The 24,529-nt window shown below is 72.0% G+C and carries 23 protein-coding genes and 1 pseudogene; 13 read left to right on the plus strand and 11 right to left on the minus strand.

Annotated elements, in window-relative coordinates; translation table 11 throughout:
- The 3 genes and pseudogenes from RZ84_RS40585 to RZ84_RS36120 form a co-directional block, all read left to right on the plus strand.
- The coding region (locus tag RZ84_RS40585; RefSeq protein ID WP_241777578.1) for an ATP-binding protein at positions 1 to 317 on the plus strand (317 nt) is incomplete at its 5' end.
- A gap of 112 nt (positions 318 to 429) precedes the next feature.
- Entirely contained in the window at positions 430 to 621 is a 192-nt protein-coding gene (locus tag RZ84_RS04760) for a hypothetical protein (protein WP_043263213.1), read from the plus strand.
- 112 nt (positions 622 to 733) lie between these two features.
- Positions 734 to 1,239, plus strand: a pseudogene (locus tag RZ84_RS36120) (DinB family protein).
- Between the two features lie 13 nt (positions 1,240 to 1,252).
- Here the strand turns inward: RZ84_RS36120 and RZ84_RS04765 are convergent.
- From RZ84_RS04765 to RZ84_RS04780, 4 genes are all read right to left on the minus strand, one after another.
- Positions 1,253 to 2,140 carry a GNAT family N-acetyltransferase gene (locus tag RZ84_RS04765; RefSeq protein ID WP_043263214.1) on the minus strand — a complete coding sequence of 296 codons (888 nt, stop codon included), beginning with the start codon at positions 2,138 to 2,140 and terminating at the stop codon, positions 1,253 to 1,255.
- A 35-nt stretch (positions 2,141 to 2,175) separates the two neighbouring features.
- Positions 2,176 to 3,627, minus strand: a complete 1,452-nt coding sequence (locus RZ84_RS04770; protein WP_043263215.1) for an amino acid permease — start codon at positions 3,625 to 3,627, stop codon at positions 2,176 to 2,178.
- Positions 3,628 to 3,788: 161 nt separating this feature from the next.
- Positions 3,789 to 4,745, minus strand: a complete 957-nt coding sequence (locus RZ84_RS04775) for a hypothetical protein (RefSeq protein ID WP_198539938.1) — start codon at positions 4,743 to 4,745, stop codon at positions 3,789 to 3,791.
- Between the two features lie 218 nt (positions 4,746 to 4,963).
- Positions 4,964 to 6,394, minus strand: a complete 1,431-nt coding sequence (locus RZ84_RS04780; RefSeq protein WP_078893582.1) for an MFS transporter — start codon at positions 6,392 to 6,394, stop codon at positions 4,964 to 4,966.
- Positions 6,395 to 6,419: 25 nt separating this feature from the next.
- Here RZ84_RS04780 and RZ84_RS04785 point away from each other — a divergent pair, with 25 nt between their 5' ends.
- Together RZ84_RS04785 and RZ84_RS04790 are read left to right on the plus strand one after the other, a co-directional pair.
- Positions 6,420 to 6,941: a CGNR zinc finger domain-containing protein gene (locus tag RZ84_RS04785; protein ID WP_043263216.1), complete on the plus strand. Its 522-nt coding sequence runs from the start codon at positions 6,420 to 6,422 to the stop codon at positions 6,939 to 6,941.
- Between the two features lie 416 nt (positions 6,942 to 7,357).
- On the plus strand, positions 7,358 to 7,909 hold the full coding sequence (locus RZ84_RS04790; protein WP_241777579.1) for a winged helix-turn-helix domain-containing protein: 552 nt from the start codon (positions 7,358 to 7,360) through the stop codon (positions 7,907 to 7,909).
- A 120-nt stretch (positions 7,910 to 8,029) separates the two neighbouring features.
- Here RZ84_RS04790 and RZ84_RS04795 read toward each other — a convergent pair whose 3' ends face one another.
- Positions 8,030 to 9,769, minus strand: a complete 1,740-nt coding sequence (locus tag RZ84_RS04795) for a hydrogenase maturation protein (protein ID WP_043263217.1) — start codon at positions 9,767 to 9,769, stop codon at positions 8,030 to 8,032.
- A 450-nt stretch (positions 9,770 to 10,219) separates the two neighbouring features.
- Here RZ84_RS04795 and RZ84_RS39530 point away from each other — a divergent pair, with 450 nt between their 5' ends.
- From RZ84_RS39530 to RZ84_RS04825, 7 genes are all read left to right on the plus strand, one after another.
- Complete coding sequence (locus tag RZ84_RS39530) at positions 10,220 to 10,375, plus strand: hypothetical protein (protein ID WP_198539939.1); 156 nt, start codon at positions 10,220 to 10,222, stop codon at positions 10,373 to 10,375.
- Between the two features lie 127 nt (positions 10,376 to 10,502).
- On the plus strand, positions 10,503 to 11,744 hold the full coding sequence (locus tag RZ84_RS04800; RefSeq protein ID WP_043263218.1) for an acyl-CoA synthetase family protein: 1,242 nt from the start codon (positions 10,503 to 10,505) through the stop codon (positions 11,742 to 11,744).
- Positions 11,741 to 12,250, plus strand: coding sequence for a glycine-rich domain-containing protein (locus RZ84_RS04805; protein WP_043263219.1), 510 nt, complete (start codon positions 11,741 to 11,743; stop codon positions 12,248 to 12,250). The genes RZ84_RS04800 and RZ84_RS04805 overlap by 4 nt, the downstream gene beginning before the upstream one ends.
- Positions 12,251 to 12,505: 255 nt before the next feature.
- Positions 12,506 to 12,922 carry a hypothetical protein gene (locus RZ84_RS04810; protein ID WP_157878768.1) on the plus strand — a complete coding sequence of 139 codons (417 nt, stop codon included), beginning with the start codon at positions 12,506 to 12,508 and terminating at the stop codon, positions 12,920 to 12,922.
- Positions 12,923 to 13,024: 102 nt separating this feature from the next.
- Positions 13,025 to 13,627: a carbonic anhydrase gene (locus RZ84_RS04815; protein ID WP_043263221.1), complete on the plus strand. Its 603-nt coding sequence runs from the start codon at positions 13,025 to 13,027 to the stop codon at positions 13,625 to 13,627.
- 17 nt (positions 13,628 to 13,644) lie between these two features.
- The gene (locus RZ84_RS04820; RefSeq protein WP_043263222.1) at positions 13,645 to 15,099 is read left to right on the plus strand and encodes a SulP family inorganic anion transporter; all 1,455 of its coding nucleotides are present in this window, start codon (positions 13,645 to 13,647) and stop codon (positions 15,097 to 15,099) included.
- A gap of 150 nt (positions 15,100 to 15,249) precedes the next feature.
- Positions 15,250 to 15,702, plus strand: coding sequence for a nitroreductase family deazaflavin-dependent oxidoreductase (locus tag RZ84_RS04825; protein WP_043263223.1), 453 nt, complete (start codon positions 15,250 to 15,252; stop codon positions 15,700 to 15,702).
- Positions 15,703 to 15,824: 122 nt separating this feature from the next.
- Here RZ84_RS04825 and RZ84_RS04830 read toward each other — a convergent pair whose 3' ends face one another.
- The 3 genes from RZ84_RS04830 to RZ84_RS04840 form a co-directional block, all read right to left on the minus strand.
- Positions 15,825 to 17,834: an ABC transporter permease gene (locus RZ84_RS04830; RefSeq protein WP_043263224.1), complete on the minus strand. Its 2,010-nt coding sequence runs from the start codon at positions 17,832 to 17,834 to the stop codon at positions 15,825 to 15,827.
- Between the two features lie 94 nt (positions 17,835 to 17,928).
- A complete protein-coding gene (modA, locus tag RZ84_RS04835) occupies positions 17,929 to 18,723 on the minus strand; it encodes a molybdate ABC transporter substrate-binding protein (RefSeq protein ID WP_043263225.1) in 795 nt (264 codons plus the stop codon).
- Positions 18,724 to 18,887: 164 nt separating this feature from the next.
- Positions 18,888 to 19,283 carry a TOBE domain-containing protein gene (locus RZ84_RS04840; RefSeq protein ID WP_043263226.1) on the minus strand — a complete coding sequence of 132 codons (396 nt, stop codon included), beginning with the start codon at positions 19,281 to 19,283 and terminating at the stop codon, positions 18,888 to 18,890.
- A 255-nt stretch (positions 19,284 to 19,538) separates the two neighbouring features.
- Between RZ84_RS04840 and RZ84_RS04845 the strand changes: the two genes are divergently transcribed.
- Entirely contained in the window at positions 19,539 to 19,967 is a 429-nt protein-coding gene (locus tag RZ84_RS04845) for a TOBE domain-containing protein (RefSeq protein ID WP_043263227.1), read from the plus strand.
- Between the two features lie 26 nt (positions 19,968 to 19,993).
- Here RZ84_RS04845 and RZ84_RS04850 read toward each other — a convergent pair whose 3' ends face one another.
- The 3 genes from RZ84_RS04850 to RZ84_RS04860 all read right to left on the minus strand — a co-directional run bounded on the left by RZ84_RS04850 (position 19,994) and on the right by RZ84_RS04860 (position 24,353).
- Positions 19,994 to 20,521: a molybdopterin-dependent oxidoreductase gene (locus RZ84_RS04850; protein ID WP_078893583.1), complete on the minus strand. Its 528-nt coding sequence runs from the start codon at positions 20,519 to 20,521 to the stop codon at positions 19,994 to 19,996.
- 197 nt (positions 20,522 to 20,718) lie between these two features.
- Positions 20,719 to 23,514, minus strand: coding sequence for a molybdopterin-dependent oxidoreductase (locus tag RZ84_RS04855; protein ID WP_043263229.1), 2,796 nt, complete (start codon positions 23,512 to 23,514; stop codon positions 20,719 to 20,721).
- Positions 23,511 to 24,353: an FAD binding domain-containing protein gene (locus RZ84_RS04860; RefSeq protein ID WP_043263230.1), complete on the minus strand. Its 843-nt coding sequence runs from the start codon at positions 24,351 to 24,353 to the stop codon at positions 23,511 to 23,513. Before RZ84_RS04860 ends, RZ84_RS04855 begins: the two co-directional genes overlap by 4 nt.
- Positions 24,354 to 24,529: the final 176 nt, after the last annotated feature.

Consider the following 24,529-nt stretch of genomic DNA (forward strand, 5'->3'; position numbering starts at 1 on the left):
GGGGCCTCGCGGAGCTGTCGTACGCCACCGAGCTGGTGGTCAGCGAGCTGGTCACCAACGCGGTGCGGCACGCGTCGGGGCCGGTGCATCTGCGGCTGCTGCGCGATCTGACGCTGCTGGCGGAGGTGTCGGACGCCGCGCACACCGCGCCGCATCTGCGGCACAGCGCGAGCGACGACGAGGGCGGACGGGGGCTGTTCATCGTGGCCCAGCTGGTGCAACGCTGGGGTACCCGGTACACGCCGTTCGGCAAGACGATCTGGACCGAGCAGGAGTTTCCGCCCGGGTATCCGGGGGCGCCGCGGCCGATGGGCTGACCGGGCACGGGGGCGGGCGGCCCGGCGCACGCCGTGCGGGTCCCGGGAGCCCGCCCCATGATGGAACCAGCGAGGTCCCGGCGACTCGGCGGGCGCGGACAGAGGAGGACCTGTGACGACCAATGGCGGCAAGACCCCGGCCGAGCGGCGGCCGGCCGAGCTGTACACCGGTAGCGAGCGGCCCTTCGATGCGGAGGATCTGGTGAAGGCGTCCGGACGGGAGCCCACGCCCGAGAGCCTGGAGTGGGCCCAGCGCCTGATCGAGGAGAAGGGGCGCGCCGCCATCGAGCGGTACCTCCCCTGACGTCGGCGGCGCGGCGGACCGTCCACGGAGGGGCGGCGGGCCGGGCGCGCGCCGGCGGGGCGGCGGTGGCCGCCGGTTCCGGCGCGGGCGCCCGCCGCTACCCTCGCCTCCCATGACCACCGAACGCCTCGATCCGCCCCGGCTCGCCGGTGAGCGGGAGACCCTGCGGGCCTGTCTCGACTTCCACCGCGCCACCCTCGCCATGAAGACCGACGGCCTCACGGACGAGCAGCTGCGCAGCCGCTCGATGCCGCCGTCGACGCTCACGCTGCTCGGCCTGGTGCGGCACATGGCAGAGGTCGAACGGGCCTGGTTCCGCCGGGTGATCAACGGGGAGGACATTCCGCTCGTCTGGTCCGCCGAGGGCGACTACCAGGTGGCGTACGACGCGAGCGGGGCCACCCGTGCCGAAGCCTTCGCAGCCTGGCAGACCGAGGTGGCCCACGCCCGCCGCATCGAACAGGCGGCGGGCCCGCCCGATGTGACCGCCTACCAGCCCAGGTGGGGCGAGGAGGTCTCGCTCCGCCTGGTGATGCTGCACATGATTCACGAGTACGCCCGGCACAACGGCCACGCCGACTTCCTGCGGAGGGCATCGACGGGGTCGTGGGCGCCTGAACGCCGGGCCCCGCTAGCCCAGTTCCAGACTCGTCACGCCGAAGGTGCGCTCCTCGTCGGCCGTCGGGACCGGCCCGGTGTACATCCGCACGGTGTGCGACCGGGGGGTCAGACCGCGGGCGGTGGCGAGGGCGAGGGCGTCACCGCGGGGTCCGGGGATGTCCATGCTGACCTCGTCGGCCGGGTCGAGCGGGGCGGTGAGCGCGTCGAAGAGCGCCTCGGCGACCCGGGGCGTGTCGGCGAAGAGCGGGCCGATGCGGTGGCCGGACCGGGCGGGCCGGATCACTCCGTAGCCGGCGACCGCGCCGTCCCGCAGGAAGACGCGGGCGGTGTGGCCGTCGGCGGTCAGCCAGCGGGCGACGAAGCCGCGCCGGTCGGCGGGGAAGCAGCGGCGGTCGTAGGCGGCGACGGCGTCGAGGTGGGCGGCGGTGACCGGTACGACCTCCGGCGGGGTCGGGCCGGCGGGGGTGGGCCGGCCGGTGTGACGGAGGGTGTCGTGGGCGGGGGTGAACCCGGCGCGCCGGTAGGTGGCTTGCTGGGCGGGGACCGCGTCCAGGCCGATCGTACGGGCCGCGGCGTGCGGGACGGCGGCGCGCCAGGTGGCCAGGCCGTGGCCCTCGCCGCGGTGTCCGGGGGCGACGAGGTAGTAGCCCAGGAAGGCGTAGCGGTCCGAGTAGTTGACGACGGAGACGGCCGAGAGGGTCCGGCCGTCGCGGCGGCCGACGAAGAAGCCGTCGGGGTCGGTCGGGTGGAAGCAGGCGATGTCGCCGCGGCCGGGGTTCCAGCCTTCGTCGGCGGTCCACCGCACCACGTCGTGCCAGAGGTCCAACGGGGCGGCGGCGACGGTGAGTTCACCCGGTGTGCGCGGGGACGGCTGCTGGGTGTCGCTGAGCGGTCGCATGGGGGGTGCGTCCCTTCTGGTGGGGTGCCGGGTGGTCAGATCAGGTCCATGGCCGCGACTTCGTCGGGGCTGCCGTAGCTGACCGGGCCCTGGAACCGGTGGCGGGCGGTGGCGAACCACCACACGGTGGCGATCAGCAGCACCACTGCCAGCGCGATCGGGGCGTAGTTGAAGGATTCCGGGGTGACCGGGTACGCCTGCGGGAGCATGAAGAGCACATTGCTGACGGCGATCCAGATGACCGCGATGGCGGCGACCGGCTTGCCGTAGCGGCCCAGGTTCCACGGTCCGGCCTGGAAGTCGCGCAGCCGCAGCCGCAGGAAGATGGGCACGCCGTAGGCGAGGAAGAGCCCGACGACGTTGATGCTGACGATGGCCGTGAAGGCGGTGTGCGACCACCAGCCGGGCACCACCAGGACCAGCGAGCAGGCCGCGGCGAGCCAGACGGCCTTGACGGGGGTACGGGTGCGCGCGGAGACCGAATGCCACCAACGGGAGCCGGGCATCGCGCCGTCGCGGGAGAAGGCGAAGATCTGCCGGGTATTGCTGGTCATGTTGGCGAGTCCGCAGAACAGCATGGCGCCGATAACAATCAGCAGCAGGAACTTCGCGGTCTGCACACCGAGTGCGTCGATGAGAATCTGCACCGGCGGGGCGTCCGCCTTCGCCTCGTGGTCATAGTCGCGGATGGCGTACACCAGAGCGAGCATGAGGATGAGGCCGGTGACGGCGGAGCAGCCGATGGCCCGCATGATCCCGCGCGGTGCGTTGACGGTCGCCTTCACCGTTTCTTCGGACATGTGGAAGCTGCCGTCGAAACCGGTGAACGTCCAGCTGGTGACCAGCAGTCCGAGCATTCCGCCGTAAAGGGCGTTGGTGAAGCCGGTGTTGTTGGCGAAGTGCGCGACGTACGACGGGGATTGGTGGTGCGCCGGAATGAGCGCCAGCGCGCCGACGATCACCACCATGCCGATCAGCAGCCACCACACCGAAATCCGGTTCAGTACGGCAACGAGCCGTACGGTGTAGGTGTTGGCCAGGGCTTGCACCAGCAGAATGGCCGCGGTGATGGCCACCGTCTGCGGTGCGGTGGGCACGTAGGCCGGCCACTGCATGGCGATGAAGGCCTGGATGAAGGTGGCCGCGGCGAAGTTGGTGGCGGCGGTGCCGCCGACCTGGCCGACGAAGTTGAGCCAGCCCGTGTACCAGGACCAGGCGCCCTGGTGCCGCTTGGCGAGCTTGCCGGCCGAGAAGTAGAGCGCGCCGCTGGTCGGGTACGCGGAGGCGATCTCGCCCATCGCGGCACCCACGAACAGCACCATGACCGAGACGCCGATCCAGCCGAATATCAAAACGCGCGGACCGCCGGCTCCCATACCGAAGCCGAAGGACGAGAAGATGCCCGAGACGATGTTGATGATCGTGAACGAGATGGCGAAATTGTCGAAGGCCCGGAATCTCCGGGTGAGTTTCCGCGGATACCCCATGGCATGCAGTGTCGCGTCATCGTCGAGAGCGACGGGATCCGCATCGTGCGGGATTTTCGATCGGTTTTTCGCGCGAGTTGGGGACGAGGTACGCTCGGGCACTACCGCAACCTTTCTGGTGGGGGATATTCGACGGATCGCCGAAACAGTCGGTGGGCGCGTCACATAGCGTGCGGAACGGGGAGACCGCAGGATCGGCGGGCTTTGGTGAGCTGTTCTTCGGGATCGCCGAAGACACTCCAGGGCATACGGGAGGCATAGCGCCCCATGGCGGTGAGGACTTCCCGGGCCTCGAATTCGTGTTTCGCCATGTAGAGCGCATGGGCCAGATAGGCGAGATCGAGAACCGGGGTGAAGCGGTAACCGGCCACCTGCGGAAACCAGTTGCGGTAGATCCCCATGGCGGTGCTGATCCACTGCGGCTGTTCCCAGGTGCGGTCCGCCAGCAGGGCGTCGGGGTTGTAGTCCTCGACCAGCGCCACCAGCGGCAGCAGCCGCAGCGGCGAGGACGCGGCGGCTCGCTGGCTCAGGAAGGCGGCGACGTCCCAGCTCGCGCTGGAGGAGCCGCCGTGGCGGGTGAAGAAGAACGAGAGGAAACGATGGTGCGCCTCACGGTGCCACGGGTCGAGCCGGAGGATGTGCGCGAAGAGGTACCAGGGGCCCGTCGGAGAGGTCAACAGCCCCTTGGGAGCGGGGTCCTGCCGCCGTTCGAGCCGGGCCAGGGCGAGCTGCGCGACCCAGGGGGTGGGGTCCTCGGGCGCCATTTTCGCGGCCCGCTCGCAGGCCGTCTGCGCTATCCGTACGAGGGCACCCGCCCGGCGGTCACCGGCGTCGGACATACGCAGCGCCCGGAGCATCGCCACCCGGGCCCATAAAAGGGCGGCTTCCGGACCGGGTTCTTCGTCGAGCCAGCGCTCGGCCAGATCTGAGTCGGCCGCCACGGACGCCAGCACCAGCGAACGGTGGGCCCGTACCTCGAAATCCCGGCGGGCCTCCTTGAGCACCTCATGGGCGCCGAAGTACCGCCCGGCCCGGACATCCGTGCAGGCCCGCGCCAGCGCCCGGTCATCGGCCGCTGGGCTCCACACATACTGCCCCTCGAAAGAGTCGGCCGGCATGTTCCCCTCCCGGTCCAGGCAGGCACCTCGCGGCTTCCGCGCATTCCGTCCGCGCCGAATTCGGCTGGACCGCCACCGCTGGTCAATCGGCCGCGGCCCATACCCTACTCATTTCCTCCTCATTTCGAAAACACTCGTCTGGAATATCTGGTTCCGCACCTTTTTGCCGCTATGAGATTGAAAATCAAACCACCGCCGCCCACAGCGGATCGGCATATTCACTCGGCCCGGCACACCACACAGGCCACCAGGCCCCCGGCCACCCCGATCGCGCCCGCCACGAGGAACACCGCACCCAGCCCGTCCGCGTACGCCACCGCCGAGGCGCCCGCGCCGGCCCCCGGCACCGAGCGGTGGAAGACGGTGCCCAACAGCGCGACACCCAGCGCCAGTCCGAGCTGCCGGGCGCTGTTGGCCGCCGCGGCGGCGACACCGGTGTGCGCCGGCGGGGCCGAGGCCATCGCGATCGCCGGCAGCACGGGCGACACCAGCCCCGCACCGACGCCGGTGACGACCAGCCCCGGCAGCAACACCGGCCAGGAGGAACCGGGTTGGGCCGCGGGCAGCAGCGCCAGATCACCGAGGCCGACGAGCAGGGTGCCGCCCCCGACGCTCCACCGGGCGGGCATCCGGTGCAGTGCGCTGCCGGCCAGCGCGGAGGTGGCGAAGAAGGCGAGCGGCTGGACGGTGATGACGAGTGACGTGGCGAAGGAGCTGAGCCCGGCGCCGTTCTGGAGCCAGAGCGAAACCACCGGCAGGAACGCGAACGCGCCGAGGTAGTAGGCGCCGGAGGCGAGCAGCAGCCCGTCGAACGCGGGCTTGCGGAACAGCGCGAGCGGAATCATCGGATGCGCCGACGCCCGCTCGACGGCGGCGAACGCGACCAGCAGCGCCGCACCGAGCCCGAACCCGAGCAGGGTCGCGGTGTCGCCCCACCCGGCCTCGCCGCCGCGCACGAAGCCGAAGGTGATACCGGTCGCGGCGAGGGTGAAGGTGGCGATTCCCGGCCAGTCGACCGGGGCCGGCGTACCGGTGCGATCGGCCGGCACCCTGGTGGCGAGCCAGAGGGCGGCGGCGCAGAGCGGCAGCGCGCCGTAGAAGATCCACTGCCAGGACAGGAGTTGGGTGAGCATGCCGCCGGCGACGTTGCCGATGCCGGCCGCCGCCCCGGCGACCGCGCCCCAGACGGCGAACGCGCGGGCCCGGTCGCGTCCCTCGTAGGCCAGGCCGATCAGCGGGACGAGGGTGGCGAACATCGCCGCACCCGCGATGCCCTGCACCGCGCGGGCGGCGATGAGGAGTTGGACGTTCCCGGCCAGCGCGCAACCGAGGGTGGCGGCGGTGAAGACGACCAGCCCGAGCACGTGGAGGCGCTTGCGGCCCAGCGCGTCCCCCAGGGATCCCATGCCGAGGAGCAGCCCGGCGAGGGCGAGCGTGTAGACGTCGACGATCCATTGCAGGGCGCCGAAGCCGGCCCGCAGATCGCCGGCCATCCGGGGCAGCGCCACGGTCACGATCGTCGCGTAGACCAGCAGCAGAAACGTGCCGAGGCAGGCGGCCACGAGGGGCAGCCACTTCCCCCTGGTGGGGCGGGGAGTGTAGGGGCGGTCGTGGGCCCGAGGCGCCGTGCCGGCCAGGTGTGAGTCCATGGCCTCACCCTGATGTAATGCTCCTATGCAGCTGAACCCTTACGGGGAGGACGCGGTCCGCTATGTGATCGAGCTCACCAACACCCCGCCGACCGGCGTGGACGAGCTGGCCCAACGCTCCGTCGCGGCCGGGATGGTCCTGGACCGCCCGGTGACGGAGGCCGATCTGACGGCGGTACGGGACTTCCTGGACCGCTGGGCCGGCATCGTCGACGCGCCCACGGACGAACAGCGGGCCGCACTGCTCAACGCTCTGCTCGCGGACACCGCCGCCCACCCCAGGGTCACCGATCACGCCGACGGCGGCTGGCACATCCACTACCGCGAGGACGGCCAGAGCCTCGGCGGGGTGCTGCGGGCGGTGGGCAGCGTCGGCACCGCACTGCATCTGACCGGCCTGGGAATGCACCGGCTCGGCCGCTGCGCACTGGCCGAATGCGGTAATGCCTACGCGGACTTCAGCCGCGCCGGCCGGCAGCGCTACTGCTCCCCCACCTGCGCCAACCGCGATGCGGTACGCCGGCACCGCGCCCGCGCGCGGGCCTGAGCGGTGCATAAAGAAAAGGTGTTTGTTAAACCAATCCACCGGCCCGTCCACGACCCGGTGCACCGCTTCGCCACCGGAGGCGAAGCTCCACAAACATGAAATCGGCTCAAGAGCAACCGTAATTAGCGGAAGCTACTATCCGGAAGCGCGCGATCACATGTAGCGTTCGTTCGGACCGGAGCCGTGACTTCGCATCACGTCACGGCTGAACACGGGCCTGGGCGCACTCGTTCTCCCGAGCAGGATGGGAGCGATTGCCCCGATGGGCGCACCCGCATCACGAGTGCCGGTGCCCCGGCCCGGCACCGTACGTGGGCTGCGCCGCGATCGCTGCGCAGCAGAACAGCACCCCGAACGTCGAGCACCGCCATGTCTGTCCGAACACGCCTGCTTTGCAAGAGGAATGGGCCCAGATCATGTTTTTGAACTCCTCGACGACCCCCCTTGCGTTGCGACTGGAGGCCGACTTCAGCCGGCCGGCACTGGCCGGCCCCGGCGAAGGCCCGCCCCTGGCGGTCGATCGGCTTCCCGACGGCAAGTGGCAGCTCACCTTGCACGATTTGGAGCCTGTATCGATGCACCGACCGACCTCGGACGAGCTCCGCATCATCCTCGCACCGCCCTGTGAAGCGCCGCCCGGCCCGGCCGCGGTCGGCGCGCCCGCCCGGGCCCGCGCCGTCCGGCCGGACCCGATCCAGATCGACGAGGCCGCCCGGACGGTCTCCATCGACGGACGGCAACTGAACATCCCCCGGCTGGAATTCGACCTGCTCGCCCACCTGGTCCTGCACCCGCAGCGGGCGTTCACCCGCCAGCAGCTGATGGACGCGGTCTGGCCGGAGTGCCAGTCCAGCGCCCGCACCGTCGACGTCCACATCGCCCGGCTGCGCCGCCGGCTCGGACCGCGCCGGCGCAAGTCCATCAGTACGGTCTTCGGCATCGGATACAAGTACCTGCCCATGCCGTGAACAGGGGTTGGGTGTGCGGGCCGTTGGCCGACGGGAAGGTCGGCCAACGGCCCGCTGACGCCGTATCAGCCGACCGGAAGTGGACACACCTGCCCGGAGGCACGGCCGGCGCACGGTGTGTCAACTCGCCTCGTACCGGCTGGTTTCGGCCAATGTCCCGGCGGTCACCGGGTTCAGGTGGGCCGGGGTGCCGGCCGGAGCCTCCTTGCGGACGAAGGCGCTCCGCAGGGCGTGATAGGGGGCCGCGGGGTCGAAGAACGTCCGGTGCATGCGGGCCAGTTCGTGGTCCCGGTAGGCGGCGAGCGGGCGCCGCGCCTCGTCCCGCTCCCGGTCGGCCTTCTTGGCGGCGATCCGGGCCGGGGTGGCGGGCGCCGCGGCCAGCCGGCGGGCGAGTACCGCGGTGCGGTCGGCGAAGTCCTCCGGGGCGCAGTCCAGGACCCGGTCGACCAGCCCGAGCCGCTGACCGCTCCCGGCGCTGACCGGCAGGGCGCGCGCCATGAGGTGGTCCGCGGTCTCGGCCCCGACCCGGCCGGGCAGGGTGTACGTCCAGTACTCCGAGCCGTGGAGGCCCATCAGCCGGTAGTGCGGGTTGAGGACGGCCCCGGAGCGGCACCACACCTCGTCGGCGGCGAGCGCCAGCATCGCCCCGCCGGCCGCCGCGTTGCCGCCGAGCGCGGCGACCACCAGCCGGTCGGTGGTGGTCAGGACGGCGTGCACCAGATCGTCGATGGCGTTGATGTTGGCCCAGGACTCCGCGGCGGGGTCGGCGGCGGCCTCGATGACGTTGAGGTGGATGCCGTTGGAGAAGAAGTCCCGCCGGCCGCCGAGGACCAGGAGGGATGTCGGCCGGGCGCAGGCGTACTCGTAGGCGGCGAGCAGCCGCCGGCAGTGGTCGGTGCTCATCGCGCCGCCGGGGAAGGAGAAGCGCAGGAATCCGGCCGGTCCGTCCTCGTCGTAGCGGATGTCGGTCCAGGTGCGGGCGTCTTCGGTGGGCTCCAGCGGGGCGGGCACCTCGGGCAGCGGCGGGAGCCGGTCGCCGAGCGCCATGGTGGCGGGCAGCTTGAAGGTGGCGGGCTCCCCCGGGGTGCGCGCCGGGCGGAGTTCGGGAATCCATACCGCGCCGTCGACGGTCGCCCGGCAGATGGCGCCGTGGCGAGTGGCGAGCAACTCGCCGGGCCGCCCGGTCAGGGTGTCCTCGGGGTGGCCGCCGTGCAGGAACCAGGTCCCGCCGAGCAGTTCGTCCCGTACGCCGGGCTGGGAGTCGGCGGCGCGCAGCGTGCGGACCACGGTGGCGGTCGGGTCGGTGGACCAGTTGATGCGGCGGGTGTCCTGGCGGAGCGGCGGCCGGGGGCGGCCGATGACGCGCTCGGCGGCCAGGGCGTGCTGGGGCTGCGGGCGGTGACCGCCGGACGCGAAGCGGTCGACGGCGGTCAGCAGGGCCGCCATCGCCGCGTCCGCGATCTCGTTGCGGTAGAGGTCGCTCTTGCCCACGCCGGGGACGGGGCAGTCGGCCGTCGCCCAGACATCGCCGGCATCCATCTCGGCATTGGCCTGGAGGACGGTGACGCCCCACTGTTCCGCGCCCAGGTGCACCGCCCAGTCCACCGAGGAGGGGCCGCGGTCGCCGAGCGGGCCGGGGTGCACGATCAGGCAGGGGTGGACGGACCACACCTCCCGGGGGATGGCCGTCTTGAGCATCGGGGCCACCACCAGCTCGGGCTTGTGCCGGAGCACGACCTCGGCGAGCGGTGTCGCGCGGGTGACCAGCTCGACGGCGATGTGGTGCCCGCGGTCGGTGAGTTCGGCGTAGGCGCGCTGCGTCAGGCTGTTGAACGCGCTGGCGATGAGCAGAATGCGCACGGCGGACTCCCGGGTGGGTGGACGGTTCGCTCGATGGACGTTTCGATCGGTGGACGTTTCGACCGGTGGACCGTCGTGATCGTTTCCCCGTGCGCGGCCGGGAGGCTTCGGACCCGCTGAGCAGGTCACCCGAACGAACTCGAATGAACCCGAACGAACCCGAGCGGACCCGTGCGGATCCGTGCGGACCCGGTCGCCGGTCGCCGGGGGGCAATACGACGGCCGGGCCCGTCCGTCCAGTTGACCGCCCGTCAGAAAGTTCCGCAGCCGATCATCTCGACGGAATCCCGCCAAAGTTGGCGCGCCCCGACCTCTTCCCGGTCACGCGACATTGCCCACCGTTGACATCGACTTGGCGCTCCTTTTACCTTCTATGGTGGCGGCATCGTCGCAGGTCATCCGCGCGCCACCGGTCGCCGCCTCCCGTTCCCCACCCCCTCGGAGGTCCCCGTGGAGCAGCTCATCAAGAAGATGGCCCAGGACGACATCTGGCAGGGCTGGATAGCCGCCAACTCCGCCCGGCAGGCGGCGAAGGACGGCTGCATCAGCGCCGCCCCGAAGGACGGCTGCATCAGCGCGGCGCCCAAGGCCGGCTGTATTTCCTGACGCCGGCCCCGGCCGCCCGGCGGCCCGGTGGCGGGCCGGCGGCGACTCCCCCCGCCGCCGGCCCGCCACCGGGCCCTGCGCCCGGAACCGGGACGCGGCACCCATCGTTCGAGCACAGAGGGATTCCATGGAAGGTCAGCCGACCGCCGAGGTCATCGAGCAGATCCGCGACATCCCGATCTACCGCGAGTCGCTGGCCAAGGGCCACTTCCCGATCCTCGACAAGCCGGAGATCGCCCGCGGTTTCCCCGACAACTGGATGACGCCCCGCCTGGCCGCCGCGCTGGAGTCCGGCGAGGCCGAGTTCGTGCTCTCCACCGGCACCAACCACGCCCGGATGCGGCTCATCCGGCCCCCGTACTTCCTGCTGCACTCCTACTACCAGCTGTGGAGCGAGCACCCGGACATTGCCGACACCTGGGCATCCGGCTGCCGGCGGGTCTCGCTGACGACGGTGCTGGCGACGGAGCACGTCGCGCGGGTCAACGCCGTCAAGCGCGGCGTACCGCCGGAACCGGTACCGCCGCCGGCCGACCGCCGGCTCGACGACCGGACCTGCTATCTCAATCTGCGACTGGATCCGGCGCGGTGGGAGCGCGACGACGTGGTGCGGATGCTCGGTGAGATCGAGGCCGCCCGGGAAGCGCACCCGGAGGGCTCGTACCACCTCGACTGCTCCGGCTACCACCTGGCACATCTGGTCCGCAAGGTCGGCGCATGGGGGCTGTGGGACGACTTCACGCCACCGGCCAGCATCATTCACGCCTACGAATACACGCCGGTGAACGTGCGGCGCTTTCTGCACCAGCACTTCGCCTGCCCGATCATCGACCTCTTCGGCAGCACCGAACTCGGCTATCTCTTCTCCAGTGACCGCCGCGGGAATTACCGCCCGCACCTGGACAAGATGAGCGTCGAACTCCATCCGGTCGCCCCGGACAGCGCGCTCCACCAGCTCATCGTCTCCAGCGTGCGCAATCCCTATATGCCGCTGATCCGCTACCGCACCGGAGACCTCGTACGGACGGTGGACGGCTCCCCCGATCCGGAACGGATCTCCCAATTCTGCGGCCGGCAGGAGGAGTTGCTGGACACCCGGCACGGCCCGGTCGCCCAGGGCGACCTGGACCGGTGCATCAGCGAGGTGACACCGCAGGTCTTCGTCCACCAACTGCGGCCGACCGGCACCTCCGCGGCCCGGCTGGCGTACACCACCTTCAACGGTCTGCCCCTCGGGCCGGCCGACACCGTGGCGCTGGAGCGTGGCCTGACCGAACTCACCGGGCGGCTCTGCCGGCTCGACCACCGTACCCACATCCCCATCGGGAAGTCCGGCAAATACGCCTGGCTCGCGCAAGGAGCGGCATGACCGGCACCCCGCCGATATCCGCCGAGAAGCTGACGGATCTGCTCGGCGCGGAGATGCACCGCGAAGTCGTGGACCGTTTCGGCGAAAAGACCGATGCACCAAGGGAGTTCGTGGAGCGTCAGGTACTGGAATGCCTGCGCTATCTCTTTCTCGTCTCCCGCTACCGCGACCGGCTCAGCGGGCTCTTCCTCCCTGTCGAGCAGGACATCGACGAGATCTGGCATTACCTCATTCTCCAGACCCGCGAATACCGGACACTGTGCGAGGAGCGGCTTCCGGGCCGGTTCTTCGTCGAGCACCGGAGCATCGCCTACGAGGACTACCAGGAAGCACCCGGCCGCGAGGGGGCGCTGGAGGAGGCGCTGCGCTGGATTCCCCTGTACTGCCGGGAGTTCGGGCCGTTCGACGAGGGCGCGCTGCCGCACTGGACGATCGTCCGCTTCCTCCACCGGCACATGGGGCTGTCCCTGGCGGACATCGCGGCACTGGAGTCGCCGGCCGCATGAGCGCGCCGCCGACCGCACTGGTACGTACACAAACGGCAGTAGCACGTACCAATCCGGGAATCTGCGCAACATGATGTCATGTCGCGTTATCACGCTGGAAACCTTGACACAGCACTCTGAGGACACGGGCCACCGCCCGGCCGAGGCGCGGTGACCGGTCGACCCGCTCACCCGACAACCGGCGAGCGACGAGCGACGAGCGACCAACAACGGACAAGTAGCAGGCGACGGGTAAACGAGTAGGAGGCGAGGGCGATGAGGCGGACGGGCAGCGGGACGGCGGGCATATCCCGCCTGGCGGCCCGGCTCCGTATGCCGCTGATCGCCGTTGCCGTCGTCCTGGCCTTCCTGTTGGGCGCGGCTGCCTCCCCGTGCCAGGCCAGGCCCGCACTTCCGGCCGCCTCCACGCTCAAGTCGGCGAGCACCGCAGCGTTCGCCAACACCGGTTCCGACGAGGAGAAGCACCCCAAGCGCGAGACCGAGCGCGGCGGGCCACGGCGCGTCGCACCCTCTGCGGCGGACCCGGCGCCGAACGGCCGGCCGCGGCCCGCCCACGGCACCGCCACCGCGAGCGACCCGGCCGCCGCGGGACGCCGCCCCTCCGGCCGCACCACCGCCGCGGCGCCGAGACCCGACCAACTCCCCGTACTGCACTGCGTCTTCCGCTGCTGAGGGCTGCCGTGGTGGCCGGCGTCGCCGCCGGGTTCCACCACCTCGCGCCGCACGTTCCCGCCACCCCCACGGTGGCATCACTCATCAGCAGGAGACCTCCTCGTGGAGACCTTCATCCAGCATGCCCGGGGCCTGACGGCCCGAATTGCCGATCGCGGTGAGGAACGGGAGACCTTCGGTCGGCTCGCCGCCGGCCAGTCCCCCCTCGCCCTGTTCATCACCTGCTCCGACTCCCGGGTCATACCCTCCATGATCACCGGGGCCCGCCCCGGCGAGCTCTTCGAACTCCGCACGGCCGGCAACGCCGTGCCCGTCTACCAGGAAGGAATGGCGGCCAGTTCGGAAGCCGCCACCATCGAATACGCGATGCGGGTGCTGCGCGTGGCCGATGTCGTCGTCTGCGGCCACTCGCACTGCGGCGCGGTCGGCGCCAAGGCCCGCCGCGAGGATCTGACCGGTGCGCCCGCCGTACGGGACTGGCTGGGGCTCCAGCTGTCCGACGACCTGCCGGCCGACGGCGAACCGGCCGTCACCGCGGCCGTCCAGCGGCATGTGATCCAGCAGGTGGAGCGGCTGCGCGGCTACCCCTGCGTACGGGAGCGGCTGGACGCCGGCGAGGTGCGCCTGCACGGCTGGTTCTACGAGGTGCACACCGGGTCGGTGTCCGCCCACCAGCCGGCCACCGACGCGTTCCGCCCGCTGTGAAGGCGGGTGCGTGCGTCATGAAGCGATTCCCTTTCCTCCGGGCGGACTTCACCGCCTCCCTCGTGGTCTTTCTCGTCGCCGTCCCGCTGTGCGTGGGGGTGGCCGTGGCGTCCGGCGTACCGGCGGAGCTGGGGCTGGTCACCGGCGTCGTCGGCGGGCTGCTCACCGGTCTGCTCCCCGGCAGCAGCTTTCAGGTCAGCGGCCCGGCCGCCGGGCTGACGGTGCTGGTCTTCGAGGCGGTCAAGGAGTACGGCCTGGGCGTGCTCGGAGCCCTCGTACTGGCCGCCGGGGTGCTCCAACTGGTCATGGGCGCGCTCAAGCTGGGGCGCTGGTTCCGGGCGATCTCGGTCGCCGTCGTGCAGGGCATGCTGGCCGGCATCGGACTGGTCCTGATCGCCGGGCAGCTCTACGCGCTCGCGGACGCCAGGGCGCCGGGCGGCGGCCTCGCCAACATCGGGGCGCTGCCGCGGCTGATCGGCGACACCATCGGGTCCGGCACCGCGCGCTCCGCGCTCGCGGTCGGCGCCGGGACCATCGCCGTACTGGTGCTGTGGCCGCGCTGGCGCCGCGGGGCGCGGATGCTGCCGGCGCCACTGGCCGCGGTGGCGCTGGCCACGACGGCGGTCCGGGTGCTGGATCTGCCGGTCGCCCGGGTGCGGGTCAGCGGTCTGCTGGACGCGATCCAGCCGCCCGGTCCGGCGGACCTCGGCCGGCTGGCCGATGTGGGCGTACTGGGCACGGTGCTCGCCTTCGCGCTGATCGCGTCGGCGGAGTCGCTGTTCAGCGCGGCGGCGGTGGACCGGCTGCACGACGGGCCGCGTACCGACTACGACAGGGAGCTGATGGCCCAGGGGGCCGGCAACACCGTGTGCGGGATCCTGGGCGCGCTGCCGATGACGGCGGTGATCGTCCGCAGTGCCGCCAACGTCCAGGCGGGGGCCAGGACCAAGGCGTCGCGGGTGCTGCACGGAGTGTGGCTGCTGCTGTTCGCGGCGGCGTTCCCGGCCGCGCTGGGCGTGGTGCCGGTCGCCGCGCTGGCCGGTGTACTGGTGCACGCCGGCTGGAAGTTGCTCCCGCTGCGCGAGCTGCGTCCGCTGTGGCGGAAGCACCGCGGTGAGGCGGTGGTGCTGTTGGCGACCGCGATCGCCATCGTGACGGTGAACATGTTCGAGGGCGTGCTGATCGGGCTGCTGCTGGCCGTCGCCAAGACCGCCTGGGAGACCTCGCAGGTCCAGCTGGAGATCCACACACCGGAGCGGGACGGGCCCATCCGGGTGCGGGCGGTCGGCAACGCCACCTTCCTGCGGCTGCCCAAGCTGCTGGACCAGTTGGAGGCGCTGCCCGCCGACCGGGACGTGGAACTCGACGTGAGCGGTCTGCGCCATCTCGACCACGCCTGTGAGGCCGCGCTGGCGAACTGGGCCGAGCAGCACCGCCGGAGCCGGAGCCGGGCGGTCGAGCCGGTCTCCTGACCTGGCGCGCCCCGGCGCGCGGCAGGTCTGCAACGGAACGCGACGGCGGAGCCGGAATCATCCGGCCGGCTCCGCCGTTGTGGGAGAGCAGAGACGGGGAGCGGAAGCGTGGAGTGACGGCCGGCGGTCGTCGACGAGGGGACGGACGGCATGCCTCTTCAGGGAGAGTACGAACCGAGCCCGGCGCAGTGGGTGCGCGACCAGGTCGCGCGGTACGAAGGCTCCGGCGGGACGGAGGGCACGACGCTGCGCGGACTGCCGGTGATCGTCCTCACCACCCGTGGCGCCAGGAGCGGGAAGATCCGCAAGAGCCCGCTGATGCGGGTGGAGCACGACGGGGCGTATGCCGCGGTGGCGTCCATGGGCGGCGCGCCCCGGCACCCGGTCTGGTATCACAACGTGGTCGCCGACCCCCGGGTGGAGCTCCAGGACGGCCCGGTCCGGCGGGACATGGTCGCCCGTGAGGTCACCGGCGAGGAGAAGGCAGTGTGGTGGGCGCGGGCGGTGGAGGCGTTCCCCGACTACGCCGACTACCAGGCGAAGACGGACCGTCGGATACCGGTCTTCGTACTGGAGCCGGCGGGCGCCCCGCACTCGGGCTGAGCGCTCGGACGACCGGCACCGGCCCATGGCGACCGGCCGACTCCCTGCCCGGAGCGCGGCGTTCGGTACGGGCCCACCGTGCGGTCGGGCCGCGCCGCGGGACCACCGCCGCCGGTCCGCCCTCAGAGCGTGACCAGCGACACCTCGGTGGCCTTGACGCTGGTCCAGACGGCGACGCCGTCGGCGAGGCCGAGTTCCAGGGCCGCCGAGGGGGTGATCTCCGCGACGAGGTCGGGCGCCTCCGGTGAGGTGACCAGGACGCGCAGCCGGCTGCCCGCCGCGGTGATCTCCCGGACGGTGCCGGGCCAGACGTTGCGCGGGCTGCCCGACGGCCGGTCGAGGTGGACGGAGACGGCTTCGGGGGCGATGATCGCCAACGCTCGGGTGCCGTCGGGGAGTTGGTCGGCGACGACCAGCCGTCCGCCGCCGCCGAGCACCAGCCCGTCGCCGTCGGCGGTGCCCGGCCAGGCATTGCGGCCGAGCATCCGCGCCACCCAGGGGGAGCGCGGGCGGCGGGTGACCTCGGAGGGCGGGGCGTCCTGGAGGGCGCGCCCGTCCTCCAGGACCAGCACGCGGTCGGCGAGCGAGACGGCCTCGACGGGGTCGTGGGTGACCATCAGGCAGACCCCGCCGAAGCCGGCGAGGTGGCCGCGCAGGGTGTGGCGGACATGGGCGCGGGTGGTCTGGTCGAGTGCGGCCAGCGGTTCGTCGAGCAGCAGCAGCCGCGGCCGGGCGGCCAACGCCCGGGCCAGGGCGACCCGTTGGGCCTGTCCGCCGGAGAGCCGGTCGGGCCTGCGGTGTGCTAGATGGCCGACGCCGAGCCGGTCGAGCCACTGCTGGGCGGTGCGCCGGGCCTCGACGCGCGGGACGCCGTGGGCGCGCAGCCCGTAGGCGGTGTTGGTCAGCGCCGACAGGTGCGGGAAGAGCGCGCCGTCCTGGGGGACCCAGGCGACGCCGCGGCGGTGCGGGGGCAGGGCGGTGACGTCGGTGTCGCCCAGGCGCAGCGCGGCGTGGGCGCGCGGGGTGAGGCCGAGCAGCGCGCGCAGCAGCGTGGTCTTGCCGGCGCCGTTGGGGCCGACGACGGCGATGGTGGTGCCCGGTTCGGCGTTCAGGGTCAGCTGGTTGAAGCCGGTGACCTCGGCGTGCAGCGGCCAGTGCCCGTCGGCCGCCGGGGACGGCGCCTCCGCCCGCCGGGCGTCCGGCGCGGCGGGCTGCGCCGGGGAGGGGCCGGCCTCGCCGCCGGTGCCGGTGTCCGCCTCGGCGTCGGTTGCGGCGGGGCGCGCGACGCGGCCGGCACGGTCGGCGCCCCCCGTCCAGCGGCCCCGCAGGCCGATCAGCACGGCCATGGCGATCACGAGCAGCAGCAGCGAGACGGAGGTGGCGGCCTCCGGGGCGTCCTGGAGCAGGAGGTAGACCTGGAGCGGCAGGGTCTGGGTGGTGCCGGGCAGGTTGCCGGCGAAGGTGATGGTCGCGCCGAACTCGCCGAGCGCGCGGGCCCAGGTCAGCGCGGCGCCGGCGGCCAGGCCGGGGGCGACCATGGGGAGGGTGACGGTGCAGAAGACCCGTACGGGCGAGGCGCCCAGGGAGGCGGCGGTCTCCTCGTAGCTGAGGCGGAGCCCGGCCAGGGTGCCCTCCAGGCTGATCACCAGGAACGGCATCGCGACGAAGGTGGCCGCGACCACCGCGCCGGAGGTGTGGAACGGCAGCACGATGCCGAAGGTGTTCTCCAGCCAGGGGCCGAGCACGCCGCGGCGGCCGAAGCCGAGGAGCAGGGCGACACCGCCGACGGTCGGCGGCAGCACCATCGGCAGCAGCACCAGCGAGCGGACCAGCGCCTTGCCCGGGAACTCCACCCGGGCCAGCAGCCAGGCCAGCGGTACGCCCAGGAGCAGGGACAGCGCCAGCGCCCAGGAGGAGACCAGCAGCGACAGCCGCAGCGCCTCCAGCACACCCGGGCTGGTCAGATGGGTGCCGAGGTCGCCCCAGCTGGTGCGGCTCAGGATGCCGATCAGCGGCATCAGCAGGAACGCCACGGCGAGCAGCGCCGGTACGGTCAGCGCGGCGGGCGTGCGGGCGCCGGGTGCGCGAAGCCGGCCCGCCGGGCGCGGGGCGGGGGTGGGGAGGCGTGTCATCGGGGTTCCCGGGATCGGTGCGGGCCGGCGGACGGCGGGAGCGTACGGGGCGGTCCGCTCCCCCGAGCCGGACCGTCCCGTGCGTCCGCGGCGGCTACGGCTTCTGGAAGCCCGCCTGCTGGAGCAGCTGCTGCGCCTCCGGCGTGCTCAGCCACTTCACGAACGCGGCTGCCGCGTCCGTGTGCCGGGAGGTCTTCAGGGTCGCGGCCGGGTAGGCGGCGACGGCGTTCTGCGCGTCGGGGATGTCGATCGCGTCGACCTTCTTCGGGGCGGTGGCCGCGTCGGTCTTGTAGACGATGCCGGCGTCCGCCTCACCGAGTTCGACCTTGCTGAGGACGGCGCGGACGTTGGTCTCCTGCGAGACCGGCTTGACGGTGAGCTTCTGGGCGTCGAGCACCTTCTTGCCGTAGCGGCCGACCGGCACCTCGGGTGCCGCCAGCACGACCTTCAGCTTGCTGTCGGCCAGGTCCTTGAGGCCGCCGACCTTCTTCGGGTTGCCCGGAGCGGTGGCGATGACCAGGCGGTTCCGGGCGATGACGGTGGGCGTGCCGGTGTCCGCCTTCAGCCCGTCCATGGTCTTGGTGTCGGCGGTGACCAGCGCGTCGGCGGGGGCGCCCTGCTTGACCTGGGCGGCCAGCTCCTGGGAGCCGGCGAAGGAGAAGTCGAGCTTGATGCCCGGGTGTTCCTTCTCGTAGACCGCGCCGGCCTTCTTGAAGACGTCGGTCAGCGAGGCGGCGGCGAGCACCGTGAGGTCCGTCTTGGCGGTGCTGCCGCCGGACGCACCGCTGCTGTCCTTCTTGCCGCTGTCGCCGCAGGCGGCGAGCGGGACGAAGAGGGCGGCGGTGACGACGGCCGCGGCGGCGCGGCGGGCGGTGAGGAGGTGGGACATGGTGCGGGACTCCTTGGGACGCGGGGCGACGGGGTCGCCCCGGCGGTCGGGGACATAGCCGCGCCGTGGACGGGCGACGCCGCTGGTGCGGATCGGCCGGTCCCGTCGTCGGGAACGACGGGGGATGGACCGGCCGGTGGTGCCACGGGGGGTTGGGTGGCGGCTCAGGTGCGGTCGATGTGCACGCTGGTGGATTTCACCCGGGCGGTGGCCTGCATCCCCACCTCCAGGCCGAGTTCCTCCACCGCCTCACGGGTCAGCAGGGACACCAGGCGGTGCGGTCCGGCCTGGATCTCGACCTGGGCGGCGACGTCGCCGAGCTTGACGGCGGTGACGATGCCGGGGAAGGCGTTGCGCGCGGAGGTGTAGGAGGGGTCCTCCTCACCGCCCGCGGTCTGGCCGACCTCGATGGAGAAGGCGGCGAGGTCCCGGCCGTCGATGAGGCGGCGCCCGCTCTCGTCGCGGTGGGTGGCCACCTTCCCGGCGTCCGCCCAGCGGCGGGCGGTGTCCGGGCTGACGCCCAGCAGACGCGCCGCCTGGCCGATCGTGTAGGACTGCATGTGCGACAAGATATGAGGTATTGGCTCGCATTTACAATTCTTAAGGCGAAGCTATATGGCAGATGCCACCCTTATTGGAGGATGGGCCAATGGCCCGCCGGGGCAGCCGGAGATCCTGAATGCCGTGGGCTGTGGGTCCTATCGGTCCTTATATCGAAGCCGAATGCCAAAAGGAATCCGTGCGATCGCGCGGCTAAAGTGACGAAGAGCCAGCAGGAAATTTCCTGACATTCTCGTCGCAATGAGGCATTTCCCATGAGTCTGAGCATCCGCAACCAGATCCCCGGCACCGTCCTCTCCGTCACCTCCGGGGAAGTCATGGCGACCGTCAAGGTGCGTCTCACCGGCGGCCAGGAAATCACCGCCGCCGTCACGCTGGAGGCGGTCAACGACCTCGGTATCACGGCCGGTTCGGTGGTCCGCACCCTTATCAAATCCACCGAGGTCGCCCTGTCCACCGGCCCGGTCGACGGGGTCAGCATCCGCAACCAGCTCCCGGGCACGGTCGTCGGCGTGGCCACCGGCGGCGCCATGGCCGGGGTCAAGGTCGCCGTCGCGGGCGGCGAGCTGACCGCGGCGATCACGAAGGACGCCGCCGAGGACCTGAGGCTGGCCGCCGGCGTCGAGGTGACCGCGCTGATCAAGTCCACCGAGATCGCACTCGCCGCCGACGGCCGGGGCTGACCCGCCCAAGGACCCACCGGAAAGTCCTATGGCCAGGGCAGCGGCTCATCCGGGGCGGGGCAGGGCCCGCACCAGATGCCGGTGATCGCGCTGATGTAGCGCGCCCCGCAGCGGTCGGACGGCACCACCAGCTGGCTGCCCGTCGCGTCCAGCGGCCGGCCGTCCAGCGCCGTGGCCAGCAGGATCGGCGCGTCGCCGAAGTCGGCGTCGATCTCGGCCCAGGACAGCACCGTGTGGTGCCCGTCCCCGCCGGTGACGGTCAGCAGGTAGCGGGAGCGGTCCTTGCGCCGCCGGGCGTCGAAGGCCGGCTCCGCGTCGTCCAGCACGTCCCGCAGCAGCGGCCCGTCGAAGGTGTGGTGCTGCGGCCCGTTCGTGGCGCAGTCGAAGACCACCGCGGCGTGCCGCTGCGGCCAGCGCTCCCGCAGGTCGGCGACGGTCAGGGCCAGCGGGTGCCGGAGCCGGCCGCTGATCAGGAAGCTCTGGGGAGCGTCGGGGACGTCCAAGGGTGCGTCGGGTACGGCGGCGGGGCGGGGTGGCGGGCTCGGTCGGCTCATTCTGGTCCCCTTGAAGCGGTCCGCGGGGTGGCTGCCTGCCTCCTGTGATGCCCCATCGTCGCGCGAATCAATCACATATGCCATCCCGATGCGTATGTTTCCCTTGCGTAAGTGAGAGGAAAGCGGACAAGAGGGCAGCAGGTCGGAGGCCGCCCCCGGTACGGCCCCCGAGCACACCGCCCCCGGTCACCGGCCGCTCACACCGACCCCTCGCGCGCGGGGTGCCGCCGCGCCGGCCGGCCCTCCGCGCCGCCGGCGGCGCGGTGCTCCTCCAGGGCCAGCCACACCTCGTCGCGGAGGAAGGGCACCTCGGTGAAGCGCACCCCGGTGGCGTCCCGCAGCGCGTTGCCGAAGGCCGGGGCCACCGGGTTGAACGGGCTCTCGCTCATCGACTTGGCGCCCAGCGGACCGATGGCGTCCGAGGTCTCCGAGAAGTGCACCTCGGTGCGCGGGACATCGGCGTAGGCGGGCAGCCGGTAGCGGCGGAAGGCGGGGGTGAGGACCTTGCCGCCGCCGTCGACCAGAACCTGTTCGAAGAGGGTCGCGCCGAGCGCCTGCGCCACACCGCCCTCGACCTGGCCGCGGCACTGCATCGGGTTCATGACCTTGCCCGCGTCGGCCGAGTGGACACTGCGCAGGATCCTGATCTCACCCGTGCCGGGGTCCACGGCGATCCGGAACCACTGGGCGTTGAAGGCCACCGAGCGCGGTGAGCCGCCCCAGTGCCCGGCCGCCGCCAGCTCCACCGCCTTCTCCCGCGCGGCTTGGTGGAGTTCCTTGAGCGAGACCGGCCGCCCGTCGCACTCCACCGCGTCCGCCAGCAGCCGGCACAGGCTCCGCGGGGTCCTGGAGTGCTCCGCCGCGAACGACAGGATCCGCTCCGCCAGCCCGTTGGCCGCCTTCATCACCGCCTTGCCGGCCACCACCGTGCCGGCCGAGCCGAACGCGCCGGTGTCGTGGCGCACCACGTCGGTGTCGGACTGCCGGATGGCGATCCGGTCGACGGTGGTGCCCAGCGCGCCGGCGGTGATCTGCTGGTGGACGGTGGTGGTGCCGTTGCCGAACTCCGCGGTGCCGACGGCGATGTCGTACGTGCCGTCCTCCAGGAGCGTCACGGTGGCGTCGGCGTAGTGGCCGCCGGGCGGGCCGGTGGCGATCATCGACATCGCGGTGCCCTGGCCGACCAGCCAGCCCTCGGGGGCGTCCTCGGCGCTGCGGTCGGCGGCGATGGCGTCCCGGACGACCTGGAGGCACTGGTCGAGGCCGTAGCTGGCGATGTGCAGGTCCTCCTCCTCGCCGCCGGGGCTGATCATGTGCTCCCCGGGACCGACGATGTTGCGCTCGCGGAAGACCAGCGGATCGATGCCCAGGCGCCGGGCGAGCTCGTCCATCGCCGACTCGACGGCGAAGGTGACCTGGCCCAGGCCGTAGCCGCGGAACGCGCCGGCCGGGACACAATTCGTGTAGACGGAGAAGGCGTCGACCTTCTTGTGGGGCGCGCGGTAGACGGCCAGCGATTCGCCGACACTGTGGAACATCACCGCAGGTCCGTGGTTGCCGTACGCGCCGGTGTTGGCGACCACCCGCAGCCGAAGGGCCGTCAGGGTGCCGTCCCGCCTCGCGCCGGCCTTGATGCCGATGGTGAACGGGTGCCGGGTGGTGGCGCCGAAGAACTGCTCGGCGCGGGTGAACTCCAGCTTCACCGGCCGGCGCAGCCGCATCGCGGCCAGCACCACGATGTCCTCGGTCAGCATCTCCTGCTTGCCGCCGAAGCCTCCGCCGACCCGGCCGGCGACCACCCGGACCTCGTCCTGTGGCAGGTCGTAGAGCGCGCACAGGGCGCGCCGGGTCAGGAACGGGACCTGGGTGCTGGAGCGGACCACGATCCGTTCGCCGTCGCCGTCCTCCTTCTCCTCGAAGTAGGCGAGGGCGCCGTGGGTCTCCAGGCTGGCGTGCTGCACCCGTTGGGTCCGGAACGTCTCCTCGTAGACGAGGTCGGCGTCCGCGAAGCCCTGCTCGACGCTGCCGACCTCGCCGTGCACCTCGCCGACGACGTTGTTCCCGGCGCGGGCGATCCGGGCCTCCGGGCCCTTGGGGTGGATCACCGGGGCGCCGGGCCGCATCGCCTCCTCCGGGTCGAGGACGTACGGCAGTTGCTCGTACTCGACGGCGATACGGCGGCAGCCCTCCTCGGCGGCGCCCTCGCTGTCGGCGACCACGGCCGCCACCCGCTGCCCGACGAACCGGACCACGTCGTCCAGCACCCGGGTGTCGTCCGGGTCCTCGGTGGGGTGCTCGTGCCGGGCCGAGGAGAACAGCCGCTCGGGGGCGTCATGGTGGGTCAGGACGAGGTGCACGCCGGGGACGCGCAGCGCCGCCGCGGTGTCGAGGGAGACGATCCGGGCGTGCGGGTGCGGGGAGCGCAGCAGCTTCATGTGGAGCAGCCCCTCGACCTCGATGTCGAAGGTGTAGCGGGCGGTGCCGGTGACCACCTTCGGCCCGGCCGGGGCGCCCAGGTTGCGGCCGACCGACTGCCCGGGGCGGGGTTCCTCGACGTGCCGGGCACCGCGGATGGCGTCCTCGATCGCCCGATAGCCGGTGCAGCGGCAGAGGTTGCCCTTCAACGCCCGGGGCAGGTCGCCGAGTTGGTCCTCGGTCAGCTTCGCCGTCGTCATCAGGAAGCCGGCCGTGCAGAATCCGCACTGGAAGCCCTGGGCATCGAGGAACCTGCGCTGTACGGGGTGGAGTTCGCCGTCCGGCTCGGCCAGCCCCTCGACGGTGGTGACCCGGCGGCCCTCGGCCCGCACCGCCGGATAGAGGCAGCTGTGCACCGGCTCGCCGTCGACATGGACCGTGCAGGCCCCGCAGTCACCGGCGTCGCAGCCCTTCTTCACGCCGAACCAGCCGCGGTCGCGGAGGTAGGTGCGCAGGCACTGGCCGGGGCGGGGCTCGGTGTCGAAGAGCCGGTCGTTGACATGGATGGCGAAGCTCATCGGAGGCTCTCCCTGGTGGGTTCCCGGCCGTGGGTGAGTTCGGAGCGGACCTCCTCGGCGAGCCGCAGCGCCATGTGCCGCCGCCAGACGGGCAGTCCGTGGATGTCGTCGCACCACTCGTCGTCGGGGACGGCCCGCTCCAGGGCGCCGCGCAGCGCGGCGGCGCCCGGCGGCGCCGGGAACCAGCGGCGGAACGGCCGTACGGTGGCGGCCGTGACGGTGACGGCCAGTGAGCCGTCCAGCGGGTCGTGGGCGCCGATGACCAGCGCGCCGGAGCGGCCGAGGCCGTAGAGGGAGACCTGGCGGAACGCCGTACGGCAGGTCAGCGCCCGGGCGGGCAGGGTGACCGAGCGCAGCAGCTCGCCCGCGCCGAGGTCCTTGCGGCCGGCGCCGGTGATGAAGTCGGCGACCTTGGCGCGGCGCAGCGAGCCGTCCTGGGCCTGGAGCAGGCAGCTGCCGTCGAGTGCGGCGGTCAGCGAGATCATCGGCCCGGCGGGCAGGCCGTTGCAGAGGTTGCCGCCGACGGTCGCCATGTTCCAGATCTTGAAGGAGGCCAGGAAGGCGCGGCAGCACTGCTCGAAGAGGGGTGCCGCCGGAGCCCGGAAGGTGGCCGCGAAGCGGGAGAGCTGGGCGATGGTGCAGGTCGCGGCGATCTCCAGCGAGCCGTCCGGGAGTTGCCTGACCGGCTCCCAGCCCATCCGGCTCAGGTCCACCAGCCGCCGGATATGCGGCTGCGGCTCGGAGAAGAGGTAGGTGCCGCCGCCCAGCCAGGCGTCGCCGGTGCGCCATGGGGTGCGCTGCCGGGCGTCGCGCACCTCCAGCACCGTGTTCAGATCCATGCCGCCGAGTGAAGCAACGCGGCGGGGGTCGGCACGACTGGTCCGCAGCACGGAAAAAGCACCAACGGCGCGGCTCGTACCTGGATGATCAACCAAGAGGGTTATGGGTCTCCGAGGCTTGCATTTACGATGCCATCACTCGTATTCACCTCGTGAATGTGAGATGCCGGGTCCCG

Source organism: Streptomyces sp. CT34 (assembly GCF_000805335.1).
In the GTDB taxonomy this organism is placed as follows: Bacteria; Actinomycetota; Actinomycetes; order Streptomycetales; family Streptomycetaceae; genus Streptomyces.

Coding starts and splice junctions, on each gene's coding strand:
- RZ84_RS04765 (WP_043263214.1), bottom strand. CDS start 2,140: ATGCGACCGCTCAGCGACACCCAGCAGCCGTCCCCGCGCACACCGGGT.
- RZ84_RS04770 (WP_043263215.1), bottom strand. CDS start 3,627: ATGGGGTATCCGCGGAAACTCACCCGGAGATTCCGGGCCTTCGACAAT.
- RZ84_RS04775 (WP_198539938.1), bottom strand. CDS start 4,745: ATGCCGGCCGACTCTTTCGAGGGGCAGTATGTGTGGAGCCCAGCGGCC.
- RZ84_RS04780 (WP_078893582.1), bottom strand. CDS start 6,394: ATGGACTCACACCTGGCCGGCACGGCGCCTCGGGCCCACGACCGCCCC.
- RZ84_RS04785 (WP_043263216.1), top strand. CDS start 6,420: ATGCAGCTGAACCCTTACGGGGAGGACGCGGTCCGCTATGTGATCGAG.
- RZ84_RS04790 (WP_241777579.1), top strand. CDS start 7,358: ATGTTTTTGAACTCCTCGACGACCCCCCTTGCGTTGCGACTGGAGGCC.
- RZ84_RS04800 (WP_043263218.1), top strand. CDS start 10,503: ATGGAAGGTCAGCCGACCGCCGAGGTCATCGAGCAGATCCGCGACATC.
- RZ84_RS04805 (WP_043263219.1), top strand. CDS start 11,741: ATGACCGGCACCCCGCCGATATCCGCCGAGAAGCTGACGGATCTGCTC.
- RZ84_RS04810 (WP_157878768.1), top strand. CDS start 12,506: ATGAGGCGGACGGGCAGCGGGACGGCGGGCATATCCCGCCTGGCGGCC.
- RZ84_RS04820 (WP_043263222.1), top strand. CDS start 13,645: ATGAAGCGATTCCCTTTCCTCCGGGCGGACTTCACCGCCTCCCTCGTG.
- RZ84_RS04825 (WP_043263223.1), top strand. CDS start 15,250: ATGCCTCTTCAGGGAGAGTACGAACCGAGCCCGGCGCAGTGGGTGCGC.
- RZ84_RS04830 (WP_043263224.1), bottom strand. CDS start 17,834: ATGACACGCCTCCCCACCCCCGCCCCGCGCCCGGCGGGCCGGCTTCGC.
- modA (WP_043263225.1), bottom strand. CDS start 18,723: ATGTCCCACCTCCTCACCGCCCGCCGCGCCGCCGCGGCCGTCGTCACC.
- RZ84_RS04840 (WP_043263226.1), bottom strand. CDS start 19,283: ATGCAGTCCTACACGATCGGCCAGGCGGCGCGTCTGCTGGGCGTCAGC.
- RZ84_RS04845 (WP_043263227.1), top strand. CDS start 19,539: ATGAGTCTGAGCATCCGCAACCAGATCCCCGGCACCGTCCTCTCCGTC.
- RZ84_RS04850 (WP_078893583.1), bottom strand. CDS start 20,521: ATGAGCCGACCGAGCCCGCCACCCCGCCCCGCCGCCGTACCCGACGCA.
- RZ84_RS04855 (WP_043263229.1), bottom strand. CDS start 23,514: ATGAGCTTCGCCATCCATGTCAACGACCGGCTCTTCGACACCGAGCCC.
- RZ84_RS04860 (WP_043263230.1), bottom strand. CDS start 24,353: ATGGATCTGAACACGGTGCTGGAGGTGCGCGACGCCCGGCAGCGCACC.